This is a genomic window from Spirillospora sp. NPDC048824, from assembly GCF_043198455.1.
Taxonomy (GTDB): Bacteria; Actinomycetota; Actinomycetes; order Streptosporangiales; family Streptosporangiaceae; genus Spirillospora.
Window position 1 is genome coordinate 132,906 of record NZ_JBICUS010000008.1, and the last position, 20,691, is coordinate 153,596.

Sequence of the window (20,691 nt, forward strand, 5' to 3'; positions counted from 1 at the left end):
GTTCGTCCGCGCAAACGATAGCGAGGTCAGAAGGGGTGTCGACCGCCCCGACCGCTCAGTCGTAGGTGAGGCCGTAGCCGAAGGGGAAGAGCGGCTTCTTGCCGTCGCCCCTGTTGACGGGCTGCTGGTCGAAGTCGCGCATCCACGTGACCGGGAGCCGGCCGGTGGGATCGGTGGCGCCGAACAGGACGTCGGCCACGCCGGCGCCCTCCGTTCCCGGCAGCCACGACGCGACCAGCGCGTCCCACTCGGGCAGCTCCGCGGCGATGTCCATCGGACGCCCCGACACCAGCACCACGATCACCGGGACGCCCGCCGCGCGCAGCCGCTCGATGGTCTTGAGGTCGTCGGCGTCGAGGCCGAGGCCACCCGTCCTGTCGCCGTGGTATTCGGCGTACGGCTTCTCCCCCACGACGGCGATCGCGGCGTCGTAGGACCCGTCGACGCCGGTGCCGTCCCTGCCGTAGGCGACGGTGGCGGGCGATTCCGCCGCCGCGCGGATGCCCTCCAGGATCGTCGTGCCCGGCGTGATCGGGCCCTGCTCCCCCTGCCAGGTGATCGTCCAGCCGCCGGACTGCACGCCGATGTCGTCCGCGCCGCCGCCCGCCACGAAGATCTTGTCGTCGTCGTCCAGCGGGAGGACGTCGTCGTTCTTCAGCAGCACCTGCGACCCGGCGACCGCGCGCCTGGCCAGCTCGCGGTGCGCGGCGCCGCCGACCGTGCGCAGATACGACCGGTCCGCCATGGGGTGCTCGAACAGGCCCAGCTCGAACTTCTTGGCCAGGATCCGGCGGTTCGCGTCATTGATGCGGGACATCGGGACGTCGCCGTCCTTCACGCCGTCCCGCAGGTACTCGATGAACCTGCGCCACTCGGTCGGCACCATCACCATGTCGATCCCGGCGTTGATCGCGGCGGCGACCTCGTCCCTGGTGAACCCGGGCTCCCCGTCGATCTCGTCGATGCCGTTGTAGTCCGACACGACGAATCCGGTGAAGCCCAGCTCACGCTTGAGCACATCCGTGATCAGGTAGCGGTTCTGGTGCATCTTCAGCCCGTTCCACGAGCTGTAGGAGATCATCACCGAGCCGACGCCGCGTTCCACGGCCGCGCGGAACGGCGGCAGGTGGATCGCGCGCAGTTCCTTCTCGGAGATCCTCGTGTCGCCCCGGTCGTCGCCGCCCGCCGTGCCGCCATCGCCCACGTAGTGCTTCGCCGTCGCCAGGACGGACGCGGGGCCGCCCAGCTCGTCGCCCTGCAGCCCCTCGATGATCGTCGTCATCATCGCGGGCAGCTCGGGCACCTCGCCGAAGGACTCGTACGTCCGGCCCCACCGGTCGTCGCGGGCCACGCACACGCAGGGCGCGAAGTTCCAGTCGACACCCGTCCCCGCCATCTCCCGCGCGGTCGCGGCGCCGATCTCGCGGACCAGGGCCGGGTCGCGGGACGCGCCGAGCCCGATGTTGTGCGGGAAGATCGTCGCACCGACGACGGTGTTGTGGCCGTGGACGGCGTCCACCCCGTACATCAGCGGGATGCGCAGCGGCTGGGCGAGCGCGGCACGCTGGAACCCGTCGTACATGTCCGCCCAACGCTCCGGCGTGTTCGGGGCGGGCGCCGACCCGCCGCTCGACAGCACGGACCCGATCCGGTAGCGGGTGATCTCCTCCGGGGTGATGTACCTGCGTTCGGGCTGCGTCATCTGGCCGAGCTTCTCGTCCAGGCTCATCCGGTGGAGCAGGTCGCCGACCCGGTCCTCGACGGACAGCTGCGGATCGAGATAGGGGGCGGGCCCCGGCTCCGCCCGGACGGGGACGCCGAGGGCGGCGAGCACGAGCGCGGCCAGCACGCCGAGCGCCAGGAGGCCGGACCACATCGCCTTCGCGGAGGAGCTGTGCATACAGAAGGCTTTTCCATCGTTGATCAAATGCAACGTCAGCCGGAACCAGCCCCTGGGCAATATCTGGCGCCCATCACCGCCCTTACTTCACAAGGGCCCTCGACCGGGATCGAACCGGTACCTCCAGGATCACAACCTGGCATGCAGACCACTACACCACGAAGGCCATATCTCCGGCAGGAAGCCGCCGGATACGCCGGCATCCTCACTCGGCGCGGAGGGTGCGAGATTCGAACTCGCGCAGGGATGACCCTGACCACGGCTTAGCGGGCCGCTGCCTTTCCACTCGGCCAACCCTCCGGAACAACAAAAGACCGCCCACGGTCTGCGGGCGGCCGGCGTCGGAACGTGCGGGTCACGTCCTTCGGCGGCTCCCGGAACCGGAGAGGCTGCTGCTGTGCATTCGATGACTGCGCATGACCCTCTCCTTCCGCTCTCGTTTCCCTGCGACTTTCCCTACGACGCCCATGGTGCCGGGGCCGTTCCCGCCCCGGCAACCCATTTATCGGGCGCGGGCCGGCCGCGGCGCCGCGGACCGGGGCCGCGCGGCCCGGCGGACCCGGCCCTGCCCGTCACACGGTCGGCCGCGGGGCGTCCAGGGCCGTGTTCAGCGCCCGGAGCGCGTGGTAGACGCGGGCTTTCACCACGTCCACCGGCACCCCCAGTGAGGCGGCGGCCTCGTTGACCGAACGGTCTCTGAAGACCGTCTCGGTGAGGATCTCGCGGTGGACGGACGGCAGGGTCTGGAAGGCCCGGGCGACCACCGCGGGGCGCACCCGCTCCCCCGGAAGGCCGGGGGCGAACGAACCGGTGTTCTTGCCCATTCGCAATCCTTTCCGTCCAGCGGGCCGCCGTCCCCGGTCCGGGGGTGGCGGCTCAGTTGCCACGCAACGAACCTCGCACCCGATGAGCCCCGCGGCGCCGTCCTTATGACGGCGTTAAGGAAGCGTTGAGTCTCAGATCCGGGGGGTGGTCACGGGGTCCGCCGGAGCGGTCGGCCGGACCCGAACAGGGCGTGGGCGGTCACCGGATCGCGGGCAGCACGCGGTAGAGGACGCCCTTGCCAGTAAGGCGGGTGGCGGGGGCGTTCGCGGGGATGAAGGCGGCTTCGCCACGGGAGAGGGTCAGGGTGCGGTCCGTCGCGAGATGGGCCTCGCCCTCCAGGCACAGGAGTGTCTGGGGAAGGCCGCCGGGCAGGTCGTCGGGGTCGCCGGTCAGGTCATGGCGGACGAGGACGAATTCGTCGGCCCCCGGCCGGTACCCGGACTCCGGCGACGATTCGACCCGGACAGGGCGGGACGGGGCGAACTCGACCACGCGCATCAGTTCCGGGACGTCGATGTGCTTCCCGGTGAGCCCGCAGCGCAGGACGTTGTCGGAGTTGGCCATGACCTCGATGGCGAGGCCGCCCAGATAGGAGTGCGGAACTCCGGCGTCCAGGAAGAGCGCCTCGCCGGGCTTCAGTTCGACGTGGTTGAGGAGCAGGGCCGCGAGGACACCCGGGTCACCCGGATGCGCCCGGGCGATGTCGGCGTACACGGAGGGGAGCGACGGTTCGACCGCGGCCTGGACGAGCCGGGAGTCCTCGTCCAGCATTTGTGCGAGGACGGTGCGCAGAGCCCGGTCCGGCGGCTCGGTGCGCAGTGTCGCGATCCAGGGACGCAGTTCGGGAACGGCGAGGCTTTCGAGGAGGTCGGCGGTTCCGGCGGGGTCGCGGAAACCGCAGAGACCGTGGAAGTCGGTGAGGGCGCAGACCATCTCCGGCTTGTGGAAAGGGTCCTTGTAGGTGCGGGTGAAATGGCCGGGCGGGATGCCGCGTTCCTCCTCGCCGGCGAACCCCGCTTCGGCCTGCGCCGCCGTGGGGTGGACCTGGAGGGACAGCGGCCTCTCGACGGCCAGGATCTTGAGGAGGTAGGGCAGCACGGGGCCGAAACGCTCCACCGAGGGCCGCCCCAGCATCCCGATCGGGTCGCCGCCGATGAGGACGTCCAGCGGCGTCCCGTCCACCGACGAGGGCGCCGCCGGGTGCGCGCCCGCCCACAGTTCGGCCTGCGGACGCCCGGTCGGCTCGGTGCCGAGCAGTTCCGGCAGCGCGGTGCGCGACCCCCAGTCGTAGGGGCGGATCGGGGTCGTGAGCGGCATCGGCGCGGTCACGAGCGGAGCGCCTGGTGCAACGTTGTGGCCCGTCCCTTCTCGATCAGTGTGTTCAGGGTACGGGTACGGCCGCGGCGACTCCGTACTCGCGGACGCCGCGACCGGATCACCGACTGGCCGTGAAGCCCGCGGACGGCCGCCCGCCGCCCGGCGACCGGCCCGTCGCAGCCTCTAGGATGAGGGCCGGGGAGGTGGTGGACCGTGGGCAAACACAACAAGCCGGCGACACGCTCCTGCCCCGGCTGCAACGGAACCGGCACCAGCACCGCCACCGGCGAGACGTGCAACGTCTGCCGCGGCACGGGCCGCATCTGACACCGTGTCGATGCCGCATCCGAGGGGCTCCTCGAACAACTCTCGGCGAACACGGCGAGTTGACGTCCTCCTCCGCCTGAAGGCGGGGGATTCCAACCCGTTCCCCTACGCAGGCGGGAGAACGAGTTGACGTTCGCGGTTCACCGGCCGGGCCGACGCCCCGCCTCCCCGCGCAGCCACCGTGCGCCCCACGGCGGTGTCTTTGATGTTGCGGGCCGCGTTGACGTCGGCGTTGCCCTGGCGCCCGCAGGCCACGCACCGGAACACCGCTTGGCTCTCACGGCTTTCCGGTGCGCGGTGCCCACAGGGGTTGCAGGTCTGCGACGTGTAACGCGGGTCGACCTTGATGACGCGTCCGGGTGCTTTGTGTCCCAGCCGGGTCACCAGCCGGCCCCACCCGGCGGCCAGGATCGCCCGGTTGAGCCCGGCCTTGGCGCCGACGTTCACGCCCGGCGCGTCGAGAGTGCCGCGCGCCGAGCGGGTCATCCCCCGCACGTTGAGGTCCTCGACGGTGATGAGGTCGAAACGGCGCGCCAGATCCGTGCTGGTCTTCTCCACCCAATCCTTGCGGCGGTCGGCCTCACAGGCTTTCAGGCGGGCGATGGCGGCCTTGACCCGGGCGCGGCGGAGCGGATTCCTTTCCGCTCACAGGGCCCGGGTGAGCATGTGCCCGCTCCCCGCGCGCGGCGCGGATCGCGGCACGCACACGGCCGGAGGTAGAGATCTTGAACCGGCGACGCGAACGCCCGATAGATGATTGAATCGTCTCCTATGTGGCACTCGTCACAACGGTCTTCTCCGTGGCAGCGGTCGTATCAGCCCGGCGTTCCCGGCGATCTCAATATCCCGGACATCCCTGTCACACGGCTGCTCGACGACGCGGCGGAGCGGTACCCGCGCAGGCCCGCGCTGTACTTCTTCGGCCGCGAGATCTGCTACCGGGATCTGCGCGAGGCCGTGGACCGGTTCGCCGACGGCCTCCACCGGCTCGGGGTCCAGCCCGGCGACCGGGTGGCGCTGATCCTCCCGAACTGCCCGCAGCTGGTCATCGCGTTCTACGGGGTGCTGCGCAGAGGGGCGATCGCGGTGCAGCACAACCCGCTGTACACCGAGGAGGAGATGCTCCATCAGCTCGCGGACTGCGGCGCCCGTGTCGCCGTGGTGCTGGATCGTTCCTTCGCGACGGTGGAGGCCGTCCGTTCCAAGCTTCAGCTCGAACACATCGTGGTGACGTCGCTCGTCGACTTCCTGCCGCTGCCCAGGCGGATCGCGCTGCGGCTGCCGCTGGTGCAGATGCAGCGGCGGCGCGCCGCCATCACCGCGGACGTGCCGGCCGACCCGCACGTGGTCCCGTTCAGGGAGCTGCAGAGGGTGCCGCGGCGGCGCGTGGGCCAGCTGCCGATCGAGCCGTCGCGGCACCTGGCGGCCATCCAGTACACCGGCGGGACGGAGGGACGTCCCAAGGGCGCGATGCTGACGCACCGGAACCTCATCGCGAACGCCTGCCAGCAGCACGCGTGGGATCGCGACGGGCGCCCGGGGCAGGACGTGACGCTGGCCGTCCTACCGCTGTTCCACTCGTTCGGGCTCATGAGCTGCCTCGTGGCGCCGGCGATGACGGCCGGGGCCGTGGTGCTGCTCCCGCGCTACGACGGCGACCGGGTGCTCAGCGCGATCCGCAAGTACCGGCCGACCATCTTCCCCGGCGTGCCGACGCTGTACGAGAAGGTGCTCGACAGTCCCCGGTTCCAGCCGTCCGACCTGAAATCGCTGCGCATCTACATCTCCGGCGCGATGGGGCTGGGGCAGGGCACCATCGACCGCCTCGGACGGCTCGGCGCCCGGGGCCTGATCAACTGCTACGGGCTCTCGGAGGCCTCCCCCGCCGTCACCGGTAACCCGCTGGACGGCAGGGCCCGGAACCTGACCGTCGGCCTTCCGCTGCCCAAGACCGACGTCGTCATCGTCGACCAGGACGAGCCGACGAAGGTCCTCGGCCCGGGCGAGCCCGGCGAACTGGTCGTGCGCGGCCCCCAGGTGTTCGTCGGCTACTGGAACGCACCGCTCGCCACCGCCCAGGCCCTCTCGAAAGGGTGGCTCCGCACGGGTGACATCGCGGTGATGGACGAGGAGGGTTTCATCACCATCCTGGACCGGCTGCGGGACATGATCAAGATCAGCGGGTTCGCCGTCTCCCCCACCGAGGTGGAGAAGGTGCTGCGCCGCCATCCCGCCGTCTACGACTGCGCCGTCGTCGGCGTCCCGGACAGCCGGCGCGGGGAGCGCATCATCGCGCACGTGGTGGAACACCCCGCGTACCCGTTCTCGGCGGACGAGCTGCACCGGCACTGCAAGCGCTACCTGTCGCACTACAAGGTGCCGGACGAGTTCCGGCCGCGCACCGAGCTTCCCCGCAACCTCATCGGCAAGGTCGTCCGGCAGCGGCTGCGCGATGAGGCCGTCAACTCACCGGCGTAGGCGCCGTGCCCCGGTGTTTACTGGGCGGGTGCACATCGAGACCGTCCAGCCGGAGCTGCTCGCCCGGCTCGTTGAGATCGGACGCGACTCGGCCCGCGCCGCACCGCCGTCCTCCCCACCCGCGGAGCCGGAGACGCTGTACGACCGGCACGGCGTCCTGGTCGTGCGGGTCGGCGACGTGGTGGTGAAGGCGCATCAGGCCGACCGTGAGCACGGGGCCCCGTTCCTCGAACGGATACGCCTGGCGGGAACTCTGCCGGGCGTCGTGATCGGGACACTGGGGCAGCCGCACGACGTCAACGGGCGGACGGTCACGGTCTCCGTGTTCGGTGAGCCGGTGGATCCTCGGGAGGAGCTTCCCTGGGAGGACGGCGCGCGGCTCCTGGCGGAGCTGCATTCCACGACGGTTCCGGCCTACGCGCCTCCCTGGGGGCGCCCGACCCGTGTGGCACGGCTGGTCGCCCGCCTGGCGGACGGTTCCGCCGAGGACGAAGTGCGGCGGGCCTTCGCCACCCTCCCCTCCTGGATACGCGGCGAGGGCCGGGAACCGCCGGGGACGGCGGAACGCCTCATCCACGGAGACTGGCATCTCGGCCAGATGGTCCGCGCGCGGGACGGACGGTGGCGGCTCATCGACATCGAGGACCTCGGCAGAGGAGACCCCGCGTGGGACCTCGCCCGTCCCGCCGCGCTCTACTCCGCGGGAGTCCTGCACCCCGACGAGTGGGACCGCTTCCTGGGGGCGTACATGGCGGCGGGCGGTCCGGCCGTACCCGCCGGCGGCGACCCGTGGACGGCCCTGGACGTGCCCGCGCGAAGTCTTGCGATCCAGATCGCCGCCACGTGCGTCATATCAGCCAGAAAGGGAGATCGGCCGCTTGACGAACCAGAGCAGGCGATGGTCGACGCCTGCGCGAGAATATCCGCGGCAGGGGGCACGCCATGACGTGGCGCGAAACCTGCCCTACATTTAGCCTCTACCTGGGGATCCAGACCGGAAGGACGACAAGGCGATGCACTGCCCTAAATGTCGTGGCGTAATGCGGACCTACACCCGCAGCGGCGTCCACATCGAGCAATGTGACAGCTGCCGGGGCATCTTCCTCGACTATGGGGAGCTTGAGGCCCTGGCCCAGATGGAGGCCCAGTACCGGGCGGCGCCGCCGCCCGCCGCGGCGCCGGGTTGGGGAACCCCGGGGGCGGTGGTCCACCACCACCACGGCGGGCACCGCCGGCCCCACCACGGCAGCGTGTTCAACATGCTCTTCTCCACCTGAGCCGCTCCTCCAGAGCCGGCCAGGCTGCGCGGCCTTTGGTGCGGCCCGCCTCGCAGGGTGCCCCCCGGAGGCGGGCCGCACGGTCACAGGGCGCAGGCCGCACGGTCAACAGGACGCAGGGCGCCCGGTCACAGACACGGGCGCCCGGTCACAGACGCGGGTCGACGGGTTCGGATTCGAGCGCCAGGACGGCGAAGACGGCCTGGTGGACCCGCCACAGCGGCTCGCCGCCGGTGAGCCGGTCGAGCGCCTCGACGCCGAGTGCGTGCTCCCGCATCGCCAGCGAGCGCTTGCGGCCGAGCGACCTACCGCGCAGCCGGGCGAGGTTGTCCGGCTCGGCGTAGTCCGGGCCGTAGATGATGCGCAGATACTCGGGGCCGCGGCACTTGACGCCGGGCTGGATCCGCCTGTCCTCCGGGAACGGCCCCAGCGGCTTGACGACCATGCCCTCGCCTCCGGCGGCGGTGAGCTTCTCCCACCACTCGGTGACGGCGGCCCCCGACTCCGCCGAGTTCAGGTCGGCGGTCACCGAACCCGTCCGCTGGACGAGCCCGGTCGGATCGCCGTCCGCCAGCCGCCCGGCCACGGCCATGTGCCACTCGTGGTCGCGTGCCACGGCCCAGTTGCGGCCCTCTCCCGCGAGGATCTGGAACGGCGCGAGCCGGAGCCCGCTCAGTCCGTCCACCGTCCAGCAGTACCGCGCGTAGGCGTCCCGGAAGCGGGACGCGTTCGCGGCACGCCGGTCGACGCGTTCGCGGAGGCCGCCGAGGTCGAGGCCGCGTTCCTCCGCGCGCGCGAGAACGCCGGACGCCATCGGCAGTGCGGCACGGGCGGCCGCGCCGGTCGCCGCGTACTGCGTGCGGATGAGGTCCATGGCCTTGGCCGACCACGGCATCAGTTCGGTGTCGATGACGAGCCATCCGGTGTCGAGCTCGTCCCAGAGCCCGGCGGCGCCGATCGCGGCGCGGAGCCGGTCCAGGACCTCCGCCGTGCGCGAGGCGTCCCGGAAGAACGAACGTCCCGTGCGGGTGTAGACGGCGCCGGTCGTCCCGTCGGCCACGCCGAAGCGGTCGGCGGCGGACGCGTCGCGGCACACCACCACCACGGCCCGCGAACCCATGTGCTTCTCCTCGCACACGGCGCGGACGACGCCCTTGTCCCGGTACGCGGCGAGGGCCTCGGCCGGGTGCTCCAGGTATCCGGGCAGCGGCGACGTCTCCGCGGGCGCCATGGTGGGCGGCAGGTAGACGAGCCAGCGCGGGTCCACGGCGAACCGGCTCATCACCTCCAGCGCGGCCAGCGCGTTCTCCTCGCGGACGGCGACGCGGCCCATCAGGCGGGTCTCGACGCCCTGGTTGCCGAGCACGTCCTCGATTTTGAGGACCTCGTTCTCCCGGTGCCCGCCCGCGCTGGACGAACCGGCCGGCGCCTCCAGCGGGCGCGTCGGCTCGTACCAGACCTGCCGGGCGGGGACGGACTCCAGTTCCCGTTCCGGGTAGCGCAGCGCGGTCAGCTTCCCGCCGAACACGGCGCCGGTGTCGAGGCAGATCGTGTTGTTGATCCATTCCGCGTCGGGGACGGGCGTGTGCCCGTACACGACCATGGCCTCGCCCCGGTAGTCGCGCGCCCACGGGTACCGGACGGGCAGCCCGTACTCGTCGGTCTCCCCGGTGGTGTCGCCGTAGAGCGCGAACGACCGGACCCGTCCGGACGCACGGCCGTGGTAGTCCTCCTTGAGGCCGGCGTGAGCCACGACCAGGCGGCCGCCGTCGAGGACGTAGTGGCTGATGAGGCCGTCCATGAAGCGCAGCGCGTCGTCGCGGAACTCCTCCGTTTCGGCGGAGAGCTGCTCCATCGACTCGGCGAGCCCGTGCGCGAGGCGCACCTTGCGGCCGCGGAGGGCACGCACGAGCTTCGCCTCGTGGTTGCCCGACACGCACAGCGCGTCGCCGGCGGCCACCATGCCCATCACCAGGCGCAGCACGCCCGGCGAGTCGGGGCCGCGGTCGACGAGGTCCCCGACGAACACGGCGGTGCGCCCGCCGGGATGGTTCGCGCCCACGGCATGTCCCTGCGCGTCCCGGTCGATCTCGTAGCCGAGGCCGGCGAGGAGGTCCTCCAGTTCGGCGCGGCAGCCGTGCACGTCGCCGATGATGTCGAACGGCCCGGTCAGCTCGCGCCTGTCGTTCCACGCCCTCTCGTAGGTGATCGTGGCGGCGTCGGCCTCCTCGACGCCGTTCAGCACGTGGACGCGGCGGAACTCGCGCGCCAGCGTCCGCAGGCCGCGCCGCAGCTCGCGGCGCTGGCGCGGGATCACGTGCGCGGGCAGGTCCCGGTCCGGGCGGGCGGCGTTGCGTTCGGCGGCGACGCTCTCGGGGACGTCCAGCACGATCGCGACCGACCGCACGTCGTGCTCCTTGGCGATCCGCAGCAGCGACTGCCGTGCCTTGCTCTGCACGTTCGTCGCGTCCACCACGGTGAGCAGGCCGCGCCGCAGCCGCTTGGCCACGATGTAGTGCAGCAGGTCGAAGGCGTCGCCGGTGGCGGACTGGTCGTTCTCGTCGTCCGACACGACCCCGCGGCAGTAGTCGGACGACACCACCTGCGTCGGCTTGAAGTGCTTGCGCGCGAAATGCGACTTGCCCGAGCCGGTCACGCCGACCAGCACGACAAGTCCCATGTCCGGTACCCGGATCTCGGTCATCGGGTGAACACCCCCATCTGCGTCGGTGCGCCGACCTCGGGATCGTCGTCGCCGACGGGCACGTGCCGGACGCGGTAGCCGTGCGCGGCGGCGACCCGGTCCGCCCACGCGCGGAACTCGGCCCGCGTCCATTCGAACCGGTGGTCGGGGTGGCGCATGGCGCCCGGCGCCAGCCCCTCGTAGCGGACGTTGTGCTCGGCGTTCGGGGTCGTCACGACCACCACGCGGGGCGAGGCGTGCCCGAACACCACCCGTTCCACGGCGCCGAGGCGCGGCGGGTCGATGTGCTCGACGACCTCCATCAGCACGGCCGCCTCATAACCGCGGAACCGTTCGTCGGCGTAGGTCAGCGCGCCCTGGAAGACGTCCTGGACGCGGTCGTTCTCCCGGCGCGGCTCCTTGTCCCAGCGGAGCCGCCGCCAGGCGTGGCCGAGCGCGCGATGCGAGACGTCCGACCCGGAGACCTCGCTGAAGAAGTCGTCCTTGGCGAGCCGCGTGAGCAGTTTGCCGGAGCCGCAGCCAAGGTCGATGACGCGCCGGGCGTTCTCGTCGCGCAGCGCCTGCACGACCGACTGGAGACGGCGCTCGGCCAGCGAGACGGCCTTCTCCCCGGTCTCCCCGGCCTCCCCGGCCTCCCCGGACGCCGCCGGTTCCTCCTCGACCTCTGCGGGGTCGAGCGCCTCTTCGGGCGCGTCCTCGGCATCGGCGAGGCGGCCCAGCGCCGTGCGGACGAGAGCGCGCCGGTTGGCGAGATAGCGGCGGGTGATGGCCCCGCGGTCCGGGTGCGCGGCCAGCCAGCCCTCCCCCGCACGGATGAGCTTGTCCACCTCGTCAGGCGCCATCCAGTAGTGCTTGGCGTCGTCGAGGACGGGCAGCAGCACGTACAGCTGGTTGAGCGCGTCGGCGAGCCGCACCGTCCCGGTGAGGGTGAGCGTCACGTACCGGGAGTCGCCCCACTCGCCGAACTCCGGGTCGAGCGGAACGGGCACGGCCGACACGTCCCAGCCGAGCGGCTCGAAGAACCGCTCGGCCTGCCGGGCCCCGCCGCGGCATGGAAGGGCCGGCAGGACGATCTCCAGCGGGATCGGCGTCTCCGCCAGGCCGGGACGCAGATCGCACCGTCCGCGCATGGCGGTGCGGAACACGTTCGCCATCGCGGACGCCAGCAGCGAGGACGCCGCGTACGGGCGGTCGTTCACGTACTGGCCGAGTGAGAAGTCCGGCGTACCTCTGCCGCGCGTGCGCACGAGCTTGACCGGATCGACGTCCATCAGCAGCGCCGCCGTGCAGTGGCGCTCGCCGGCGTCGGGGTAGAAGACGTGCGCCGTGCCGAAGGACTGCTCGAACCGCTGCACCCGGTCGGGATGCTTGTGCAGGAGGAATCCCAGGTCGGTCGCCTGGCCCATGGTGGTGGTGATCGTCAGAAGCACGCCCCAAGTGTGGCGGACCGCGTCGAACGCCCCCATTCATTTTCAGGATCGGACGATCACGAAAAGTGTTTGCGGGCCGGCTCCCCGCACCGCCAGAATCCCAGGCGACATGAGCAGACATCCCCGCCGGATGACCGCGCAGGAGACCGTGGCCATCCTCGAACGCGGCGACTACCCGGCGCCCTCCGGCCGCACCGTCTCGATCGCCGAGAGCCTGGCCCGGGCCGTCCAGGGCACCGTCCTGTACCGCCCGGACGAGCTGGACGGGCTTCTGGGGCGCCTCCCCGCCGCCGAGCCCGGCACGACGACGCGCATCGAGGTCACCGGCGAGACGACCCTCGCCGCCGCGCGCCGGCTGTGCGCTCCCGGGACGGTCCCGTTCACGCTCAACTTCGCCTCCGCGAAGAACCCGGGCGGCGGGTTCCTGAGCGGGGCGCACGCACAGGAGGAGGGGCTGGCACGCTCGTCCGGCCTGTACGAGTCGCTGCGTTCGGCCAGGGAGTACTACGACTTCCACCGCGCCCAGCGCGACCTCCTCTACAGCGATCACATGATCTACTCGCCGGACGTGCCGGTGTTCCGGGACGACGACGGGCGGCTGCTGGAGGAGCCGTACGAGATCGCGTTCCTGACGTCCCCGGCCCCCAACCGCGGTGCGATCCGCGACGCCGGGACGGCGGAGCACATTCCGGGGGTGCTCCGCCTGCGCGCCCACAAGCTTCTCGCCGTGGCGCTGGCCAACGGGCATCGGCGGCTGGTCCTGGGCGCGTGGGGCTGCGGTGTCTTCCGCAACGACCCGGCAGAGGTGGCCGGGGTGTTCGCCGAGCAGCTCCACCCCGGCGGTCAGTTCGCCGACCGGTTCGAGCACGTGGTCTTCGCCGTCTGGGACACCGCGAAGGGCACCCCCCGGCACGCCGCCTTCCAGGACGCCTTCGCCTGAGGCCTGACGTCCGTCAGGGCGACGGCGGCGGGTCGACGTAGGAGGCGATGCCGCGGACGAGGAGGTCGAGGCCGAACTCGAAGCGTCCGTCGTCGTCCTCGGCCGTCAGCTCGTCCACCATCCCGGAGATCACGGGGTAGCGCTCAGGCGGCAGGGCCGCGAAGTACTCGCCGATCTGCCCGAAGTACTCGTCGAGGTGCTCCTGGGCATCCGCGCCCGGGGGCGTCTTCGCCATGTACATCGTGCCCTCGACGGCATCGGCGTCGAGGAACATGCCGAGGGTGTCGACGGCCATCCCGGCGACCTTCTTCGGCACGCCGCCCGCCCGCATCAGGGCGAGCTGCGCCTCGGCGATGTCCAGCAGGTGGGGGGCGGTGGGAACGAGGCCCATGGACACCATCGCGATGTCGCGGTGCGAGGTGTAGACGCGGCGGATCTCGCGGGACAGGTCCTTCAGCTGCTCCTGCCACCGCGCCGGGTCGGGTTCGGGGAGCCTGATCTCGGCGGCGACCCGATCGAGCATCAGCTCGCGCAGCTCCTCCTTGCCCGAGACGTGGGCGTACAGGGACGCCGGGCCGGTGCCGAGCTCCTGGGCGATCCGGCGCATGGTCACCGCCTCCAGCCCCTCGGCGTCCAGGATTCCGATCGCGGTGTCGACGATGAGGTCCTGCGTGAGAGACCGCCTCGGCGGCGCGGCCTTGCGGGGCTTGCGTCCGGGCGGCGTCGGCATGTCCGGCCGTTCGGTGGCCACGTCGGGACCTCCCCATCTCGCGATACATGATCGGTCGCACGAACAGCGTACTTGACACGAACACTGTTCCCCCTTTAGAACAGTGTTCGTAATCAACGAACGCTGTTCGTTCCCTCTGAGAGGTTCCCCCCATGACCGAGACATTCACGTCAACCGTGAAAGGCACCACCGACGCCGGTTACCGCTGGCGCTGGGTGGCGCTGTTCGTGATCCTGGCCGCCGAGATCATGGACATGCTGGACGCGCTGATCACCAACATCGCGGCCCCCACGATCCGCGCCGAACTCGGCGGGTCGGCCGCCACCGTCCAATGGCTCGCCGCCGGCTACACCCTGGCCATGGCGGTCGGCCTGGTCACCGGCGGGCGGCTCGGCGACCTGTACGGGCGCAGGCGGATGTTCCTCGTCGGCGCGGCCGGGTTCACGCTCGCCTCGCTGCTGTGCGGCATCGCCGTCTCCCCCGGGATGCTGGTCGGCGCCCGCGTCACCCAGGGCCTGTTCGGGGCGCTGATGCTGCCGCAGGGCATCGGGATGATCAAGCAGATGTTCGGGCCGAAGGAGATGGGCGCCGCGTTCGGGCTGTTCGGGCCGGTGATGGGCCTGGCGTCGGTCGGCGGCCCGGTGCTGGCCGGCTGGCTGATCGGCGCCGACCTCTTCGGCACCGGCTGGCGGATGATCTTCCTGATCAATCTGCCGTTCGGCGCCGCCGCCGTGGTGGCCGGCCTGAAGTTCCTGCCCGCCGGGCGTTCCGAGCAGGCGACCCGCCTCGACCTCACCGGCGCGGCGCTCGCGTCCCTCGGCGCCGGGCTGCTGATCTACCCGCTCGTCCAGGGCCGCGAGCACGACTGGCCGGCCTGGACGTTCCTGATGATGGCCGCCTCGCTCGCCGTCTGGGCCGTGTTCACCTGGTACGAGACCCGCAAGCAGCGCGCCGGCGGCGACCCGCTGGTCGTGCCCAGCCTGTTCCGCAAGCGCGGCTTCACCGGCGGCCTGGTCGTCGGCCTGGTGTTCTTCTCCGGCATGGCGGGGATCGCGCTGGTCCTGGCCCTGTTCTTCCAGTTGGGCCTCGGTTTCTCCCCGCTCAAGGCCGGTCTCGCACAGATCCCCTGGTCGGTCGGCATCGTGATCGGGTTCGGTGTCGCGCAGGGCGTGCAGCGCTTCGGCCGCAAGGTGATCCACGCGGGCACCCTCACCATGGCCGCCGGCATCGCCGGGCTCTTCGCCACGCTGCAGTACGCCGGCATCGACGTCACGCCCGGGCAGCTCGTCCCCGCCCTGACCGTGACCGGACTCGGCATGGGCATGCTGATGGCGCCGTTCTTCGACACCGTCCTCGCGGGCGTCGACCCCGAGGAGACCGGCTCGGCGGGCGGGACGCTCACCGCGGTCCAGCAACTCGGCGCGGCGCTCGGCGCGGCCGTCCTCGGGACGATCTTCTTCGGCCTGGCGGGCGGCCACATCACGGCCGCGGCGGACGACGGAGCGGCCGGGCTCCGCCAGGACCTCGCCGCCGCGTCCGTCCCCGCCGCGCGGCGCGACCGCATCGCAGACGGCCTGCGCGACTGCGCCCACGACCGCGCCACCGCCAAGGACGCCGCCGTCGTCCCCGCGTCATGCCACCGGCTCCAGAGCGACGTCCAGGCGGCCATGGCCTCCGCCCCGCAGTCGGGCGCCGCCGTCCAGAAGGCGGTCGCGGACGCCGGCGAGCACTCCGCCAGGGCCGGCTTCACCGCCGCCATGAAGATCACGCTGTGGGTCGAGGTCGGGCTGCTCGGCCTCACGTTCCTGGCGACCTTCCTGCTGCCGAGGCACGCCCGGCCGGAGGAGGAGCCCGCCTGACCGGACGAGCCCCTCCGGCGGGACGGGCCGTCCCACGGGGCGGGCGCGTCCGGCATACGAGAGGCCCGCGGCGGGGCGATCCCGGCCGCGGGCCCTCCCGTCGTTCCGGCGCCGCCGTGTCAGACCTTGGCGAGGACCTCGGAGGCCAGCAGCTCCAGGTGATCCAGGTCGTGCATATCGAGGACCTGCAGGTAGACGCACTCGGCGCCCAGCCCGCCGAACCGGCCGATCCTGTCGACCAGCTCCCCGGGCGTTCCGGCCAGGCCGTTCTGGCGCAGCTCCTGCACGTCGCGTCCGATGGCGTCGGCGCGGCGCTTCAGCTCCGCCTCGTCACGGCCGCAGCAGACGACCTGCGCGGCCGAGCAGACCGGCGGCGTCGCCCGGCCAGCGTCCGCGCACGCCGCGCGGACCCGCTCGAACGCCTCGCCCGTGTCCTGCACCGGCTTGAACGGGACGTTGTACTCGTCGGCGTACCGGGCGGCCAGCCGCGGAGTCCGCTTCGGCCCGGACCCGCCGACGATGATCGGCGGGCCGCCCGCCTGGGCGGGCTTGGGCAGCGCGGGCGACTCGGCGAGGGTGTAGTGCTCGCCGCTGAACGAGAACGTCTCCCCGGCGGGCGTCCCCCACAGCCCCGTGATGATCTGGACCTGCTCCTCCAGCCGCGCGAACCGCTCCCCCAGGCTCGGGAACGGGATGCCGTACGCGGTGTGCTCCTGCTCGAACCAGCCCGTCCCGATGCCGAAGTCGACCCGCCCGCCGCTCATCCGGTCGACCTGCGCGACCGAGATCGCCAGCGGCCCCGGGTGGCGGAACGTCGCGGCCGTCACCAGCGTGCCGAGCCTGATCCGGCTGGTCTCGCGGGCCAGCGCGCCCAGGGTGATCCAGGAGTCGGTCGGGCCCGGGTCCCCCGGCACGTCGCCCATCTTGACGAAGTGGTCCGAGCGGAAGAACGCGTCGAACCCGAGGTCCTCCGTCGCCTTGGCGACCGCCAGCTGTGTCTCGTAGCTCGCCCCCTGCTGGGGCTCAGTGAAGATCCGAAGTCGCATGATCCCATCCTGCTACCCGCGCGGGCCTCCTCGGGCCACGGGTCAGCGGCTCTCGAGGATCCTGGTGCGGGCGACGGCGTCGTTGTTCGACTCGTCGACGTCGGTGGTAGGCGAGGTCGCCTTCCAGGACGACTCCAGCACCGTGCCCGCCCGGACCTTCTCGCTCGGCACGGCCTGGATGTGCAGCGTCCGCGACTGCGCGGGCCCCAGCGAACCCACCGCGCACGCGTGGACGCGGCCGCGCGGGACGCACGCCGCGTCCTGCCCGACGACCTTGAGCGGCCCCCGGAACTCGACGATCACGTTGTCGGCTCCGGACGGGCCGAGGTTGGCGACCCTGACCACGTACGGGATCTTCGCGCCGGCCCGGGCCGTCGCCGGGGCCGCCTCGGTGAGGGCGAGGTCGGCGGCCTTGGCGACGCGCACCGCCGGGAACCTGCGGGCGGCGTCCGCCTTGCCCCACGTCGCCTTCCCGCGGACGGTGATCTCCTGCCCGCCCTCGGCCCGCCCGGACACCTTGGCCCTGACCACGCCCTTGACGCTCCGCCCCTTCCTGACGGTGCCGAGGCGGCAGACGACCTCGCGTTCCTTGGACGTGCAGTTCTTCTCACCGGACACGAACTCCAGCGACTCCGGCAGCGTCGTCCGGAACACCGCCTTGCCGGACTTCGCCGGGCCCTTGGCCGTCACCTTGAACGTCCACTCGTAGGTGCGTCCCGGCATCACGTCCTTCTTCGGGGCGGCCGTGCGGAGCACCACGCCCTCGTCGGCGTGCGCACCGGCCCCCAGCGGGACGGCTCCCAGCAGCGGCGCGGCCGTCAGCAAGGCGAGACCGCGCTCCTTCCCTGTCCAGATCACAATGAGCCCCCCGTGGCCCGCGGTTTCGTTCGGACACGTCCGTTCTAGCGAGCCCAGGTCCGCCGGCCTAGCGCCACGTCGGTGTGTCGTCACAGACAGTGACTCCTGGCCTGGGCGATCGTCTTGGAGCGTCTTCCGCCGAATCTCCTGCGCCGTCCCGGGGACACGTGTTGAATCGGCGATGACCGACCCCCCGACATGGAGCTCACCGGTGGCCGTTTTCGGTGTCGACTACTCATGGGGCCGCCCCGGCGTGGCAGCGCTGAAACGCGCCGGGGTGAAGTTCGTGTGCCGCTACCTGTCGCACGACACGACCGGCAAGAACCTGACCCGCGCGGAGGCCGGCGACCTCTCCGGCGCCGGAATCTGGCTGGTGGTCGTCTGGCAGACGACCAAGTCCAGGCCGCTGGCCGGACGGTCCGCCGGAGTGGCCGACGCCAGGGACGCGGCCCGCCAGGCCGAAACCTGCGGGATGCCCGGCGACCGCCCGATCTACTTCGCCGCCGACTGGGACGCCTCCCCCGGCCAGCAGGACGAGATCAACGCCTACCTCGACGGCGCGGCGAGCGTCATCGGCCGCGGGCGGGTCGGCCTCTACGCCGGCCACGGGCCGATGAAACGCGCGTTCGACGCCGGGAAGATCACCTATGGCTGGCAGACCTACGCCTGGTCGGGCGGCCGATGGGACGCCCGCGCCCAGCTCCAGCAGTACTCCAACGAGCACACGATCGGCGGCGCCGCCGTCGACTACGACCGTGCCGTCGCAAGCGACTACGGGCAGTGGCGCGTCGGCGTCTCGCCCGAAGGAGACGACATGCCCGACTACGTGTCCGTCGGAACCGGCACCGAGCAGCGGCTCGCCCCCGGAACATGGACGAACGTCACCTGGGAGGACGAGTACTCCGACAAGGAGAAGCAGCATCGCGACCAGGGCGGCCCCGACGTCCTGAACGGCTCCGCCCGCTACAGCATCTCCGTGGGGGCGACGGTCACCGGCGTCCCCGCCGGCACCCTCATCCAGGCCCGCGTGATCGAGGTCGAGACCGAGGACGCCGGCAAGTACCAGGGCGGTCCCGTCCAGGACTTCGTGTCCGCCGGCGACAGCACCAACCTGGTGTACGGGCTCGCCGCCGACAGCGTCACGGCGGGCCACCGGGTGCGGTTCCAGCTGATCCAGCACGGCACCGCCGACGCCGCGCTCACGGGCGGCACCGCCAAGATCCTCTTCTGGAGACGGTGACGCCGCCTCAGACCCGCCACGCCGCCCGGTACGCCGGGTGGTCGGCGTACGGCATCGCCAGAAGCCGCAACGTCGTGCACCCGCCTTCCCGGACGCGCTCGCCGCACGCCTGGCAGACGCCCGTCCCGTTCATCCGCGAATGCATGCCGAGCAGCCGCCGCTTGACCTCCACCTCCGCCACCACCCGCCCCGGCGAGTGGCGGGCCATGTGCAGCGCGACGCCCTCCTTCACGAACGACACGTCCAGCACGAGATGCGGCCCGAAACCCGGGCGGCTCTGCCACGGATACTCGTTGACGCTCCGCAGCGAGACCGGCCGCTGCAGATGGTCCATCGGCCGCCGCCCCAGCCGCAGCCGCTCCCCGGTGCGCGGATCGACCCACTGCCATCGTTCGTCCCCCGACAGGTCCGCGCCGCCGTTCGGACGGGAACGGTAGTCGGCCGCCCACCGCGCGGTGTCCTCGTCCTCGAAGAGCCGGGCCCGCAGGAACTCCACCAGATCACTCACAGCCACCCCAGTACCGCCGTGCTCACACACACCGGCACCGATCCTGCCTCAGAAATCGTCGTTGATGTACGGGGCCAGCGGTACGGTCAGCGCGGCGTCCAGCCGTGCGGCGGCGCCCGGCGTGTGCTCGGTCACCGCGCCGACGCGGACCAGCGTGGTCAGGCGGTTGCCGCCCAGGTAGACGGCAGCCAGGTCGGCGGCCGTCATGGTCAGGTCCGGCGGCTCGGACGTCCGGTCGCAGGCGGGGGCGGCGCCGGTGGTCAGGCGCCGGCGGCCGTCGTTCGCCGGGATCCGGTCGTCGACGACCTCCAGGACGAACGTGTCCTCGGTGGCCCAGGACCGGGAGCGCAGGGCGGCCGGGACGTCGACCAGCCGGAGCCAGAGGGCACCGTGGTCGTTCCTGATGACGACCTGGTCGGGGTCCGCGGCCATGGACGGGAGCAGGTCGTCCACGGGACGGCTCGGCGCCTGGACGCGGGACGTCAGGTCGATCGACGCGAGATACCGCCAGAGCGCCGCCTCCGCCTCCGGAGTGTCGGCGACGAGGTCGGCGACCCTGATCGTCCCGTCCTCGTGGGCGCGGTACACGGCGTAGCCGCCGGGATGGACGACGACGCGCGGGCCGGAGTAGCCGGGCGCATCGGGGTCCAGGGGCCGCAGGACGGACCGCGTCCACCATTCGGGGTCGCGGACCAGTCCGCCCGGACGCCGGGCGAGCGCGCGGGTGTACAGCGGGTCGAGTACGTCGGCGGCGGACGCGGCGTCGACGAGCCGGAGCGGTGCCGGGTCGGGCGCGGTGCGCAGGCCGAGCGGCCGGGACGTGTCGACCTCCAGGCTGATCGCGCGGGTCGCGAGGCCGAAGCCGTACCGGCCGTAGATGGCGCCCTGGGACGCCCAGAGCGCGGCGACCGGACGGCCGGCGGCGACGGCGCCGGCGTGCATCCGCTCGATCATGGACGTGAGGATGCCGCGCCGCCGGTGCGTGGGCAGGACGCCGGCGAACGTGACCGCGGAGCAGTCGAGGAACGCGCCGGGGACCGCGAGCCGCAGCGGCATGGACGCGAGCTGCCCGGCCAGGACGTCGCCGTCGTAGGCGCCGATGCGCTCGGCGCGGCGCGGCCGCCAGCCGTCCCGCTCGTCGTCGGTGTCGACGTGGAACACCATGCCCGCGAGGTCGACCATCCGGTCGATGTCGGCCTCGGGGATCTCCCGGATCTCGATCACGCCTCCACGGTATGCCGCGGCGCAACCG

16 protein-coding genes, 2 tRNA genes and 1 pseudogene are annotated in these 20,691 nt (G+C 72.0%); 6 read left to right on the forward strand and 13 right to left on the reverse strand.

Going from position 1 to position 20,691, the window contains the following annotated elements; genetic code table 11:
• Nucleotides 1-55: 55 nt before the first annotated feature.
• The 6 genes and pseudogenes from ACGFIS_RS17955 to ACGFIS_RS17980 all read right to left on the reverse strand — a co-directional run.
• The gene (locus tag ACGFIS_RS17955; protein ID WP_392971786.1) at nt 56-1,900 is read right to left on the reverse strand and encodes a glycoside hydrolase family 3 protein; all 1,845 of its coding nucleotides are present in this window, start codon (nt 1,898-1,900) and stop codon (nt 56-58) included.
• Between the two features lie 94 nt (nt 1,901-1,994).
• Nucleotides 1,995-2,066, reverse strand: a tRNA-His gene (locus ACGFIS_RS17960).
• Nucleotides 2,067-2,115: 49 nt separating this feature from the next.
• Nucleotides 2,116-2,200: transfer RNA gene (locus ACGFIS_RS17965), tRNA-Ser, on the reverse strand.
• 272 nt (nt 2,201-2,472) lie between these two features.
• Nucleotides 2,473-2,724 carry a sigma factor-like helix-turn-helix DNA-binding protein gene (locus ACGFIS_RS17970; protein WP_392898971.1) on the reverse strand — a complete coding sequence of 84 codons (252 nt, stop codon included), beginning with the start codon at nt 2,722-2,724 and terminating at the stop codon, nt 2,473-2,475.
• 199 nt (nt 2,725-2,923) lie between these two features.
• Nucleotides 2,924-4,054, reverse strand: coding sequence for a mannose-6-phosphate isomerase, class I (gene manA / locus ACGFIS_RS17975; protein WP_392898974.1), 1,131 nt, complete (start codon nt 4,052-4,054; stop codon nt 2,924-2,926).
• Nucleotides 4,055-4,474: 420 nt separating this feature from the next.
• Nucleotides 4,475-4,984 (reverse strand): annotated as a pseudogene (locus tag ACGFIS_RS17980) (RNA-guided endonuclease InsQ/TnpB family protein); the annotation flags it as partial.
• A gap of 156 nt (nt 4,985-5,140) precedes the next feature.
• Between ACGFIS_RS17980 and ACGFIS_RS17985 the strand changes: the two are divergent.
• The 3 genes from ACGFIS_RS17985 (at nt 5,141) to ACGFIS_RS17995 (ending at nt 8,124) form a co-directional block, all read left to right on the forward strand.
• Nucleotides 5,141-6,847 carry an AMP-binding protein gene (locus tag ACGFIS_RS17985; protein WP_392898976.1) on the forward strand — a complete coding sequence of 569 codons (1,707 nt, stop codon included), beginning with the start codon at nt 5,141-5,143 and terminating at the stop codon, nt 6,845-6,847.
• Between the two features lie 28 nt (nt 6,848-6,875).
• The gene (locus tag ACGFIS_RS17990) at nt 6,876-7,793 is read left to right on the forward strand and encodes a phosphotransferase family protein (protein WP_392898979.1); all 918 of its coding nucleotides are present in this window, start codon (nt 6,876-6,878) and stop codon (nt 7,791-7,793) included.
• A 67-nt stretch (nt 7,794-7,860) separates the two neighbouring features.
• A complete protein-coding gene (locus ACGFIS_RS17995) occupies nt 7,861-8,124 on the forward strand; it encodes a zf-TFIIB domain-containing protein (RefSeq protein ID WP_392898981.1) in 264 nt (87 codons plus the stop codon).
• Between the two features lie 148 nt (nt 8,125-8,272).
• Here the strand turns inward: ACGFIS_RS17995 and ACGFIS_RS18000 are convergent, their stop codons facing one another.
• Together ACGFIS_RS18000 and ACGFIS_RS18005 are read right to left on the reverse strand one after the other, a co-directional pair.
• Entirely contained in the window at nt 8,273-10,828 is a 2,556-nt protein-coding gene (locus tag ACGFIS_RS18000; protein WP_392971789.1) for a polynucleotide kinase-phosphatase, read from the reverse strand.
• Complete coding sequence (locus ACGFIS_RS18005; protein ID WP_392971792.1) at nt 10,825-12,258, reverse strand: 3' terminal RNA ribose 2'-O-methyltransferase Hen1; 1,434 nt, start codon at nt 12,256-12,258, stop codon at nt 10,825-10,827. Before ACGFIS_RS18005 ends, ACGFIS_RS18000 begins: the two co-directional genes overlap by 4 nt.
• Nucleotides 12,259-12,367: 109 nt before the next feature.
• Between ACGFIS_RS18005 and ACGFIS_RS18010 the strand changes: the two genes are divergently transcribed.
• Nucleotides 12,368-13,198, forward strand: a complete 831-nt coding sequence (locus tag ACGFIS_RS18010) for a TIGR02452 family protein (RefSeq protein ID WP_392971795.1) — start codon at nt 12,368-12,370, stop codon at nt 13,196-13,198.
• 13 nt (nt 13,199-13,211) lie between these two features.
• Here the strand turns inward: ACGFIS_RS18010 and ACGFIS_RS18015 are convergent, their stop codons facing one another.
• The gene (locus ACGFIS_RS18015; RefSeq protein WP_392898990.1) at nt 13,212-13,949 is read right to left on the reverse strand and encodes a TetR/AcrR family transcriptional regulator; all 738 of its coding nucleotides are present in this window, start codon (nt 13,947-13,949) and stop codon (nt 13,212-13,214) included.
• A 131-nt stretch (nt 13,950-14,080) separates the two neighbouring features.
• On the opposite strand from ACGFIS_RS18015, the gene ACGFIS_RS18020 reads away from it, so the two are divergent.
• Nucleotides 14,081-15,787: an MFS transporter gene (locus ACGFIS_RS18020; RefSeq protein WP_392971798.1), complete on the forward strand. Its 1,707-nt coding sequence runs from the start codon at nt 14,081-14,083 to the stop codon at nt 15,785-15,787.
• Between the two features lie 119 nt (nt 15,788-15,906).
• Here the strand turns inward: ACGFIS_RS18020 and ACGFIS_RS18025 are convergent, their stop codons facing one another.
• On the reverse strand, nt 15,907-16,833 hold the full coding sequence (locus ACGFIS_RS18025; protein ID WP_392898995.1) for an LLM class F420-dependent oxidoreductase: 927 nt from the start codon (nt 16,831-16,833) through the stop codon (nt 15,907-15,909).
• A 42-nt stretch (nt 16,834-16,875) separates the two neighbouring features.
• Nucleotides 16,876-17,691, reverse strand: coding sequence for a hypothetical protein (locus ACGFIS_RS18030; protein WP_392898998.1), 816 nt, complete (start codon nt 17,689-17,691; stop codon nt 16,876-16,878).
• 211 nt (nt 17,692-17,902) lie between these two features.
• Between ACGFIS_RS18030 and ACGFIS_RS18035 the strand changes: the two genes are divergently transcribed.
• On the forward strand, nt 17,903-18,931 hold the full coding sequence (locus ACGFIS_RS18035) for a glycoside hydrolase domain-containing protein (protein ID WP_392899001.1): 1,029 nt from the start codon (nt 17,903-17,905) through the stop codon (nt 18,929-18,931).
• 7 nt (nt 18,932-18,938) lie between these two features.
• Here ACGFIS_RS18035 and ACGFIS_RS18040 read toward each other — a convergent pair whose 3' ends face one another.
• Nucleotides 18,939-19,439: a DUF6221 family protein gene (locus ACGFIS_RS18040; RefSeq protein ID WP_392971801.1), complete on the reverse strand. Its 501-nt coding sequence runs from the start codon at nt 19,437-19,439 to the stop codon at nt 18,939-18,941.
• Between the two features lie 48 nt (nt 19,440-19,487).
• On the reverse strand, nt 19,488-20,663 hold the full coding sequence (locus ACGFIS_RS18045; RefSeq protein ID WP_392971804.1) for a GNAT family N-acetyltransferase: 1,176 nt from the start codon (nt 20,661-20,663) through the stop codon (nt 19,488-19,490).
• Nucleotides 20,664-20,691: the final 28 nt, after the last annotated feature.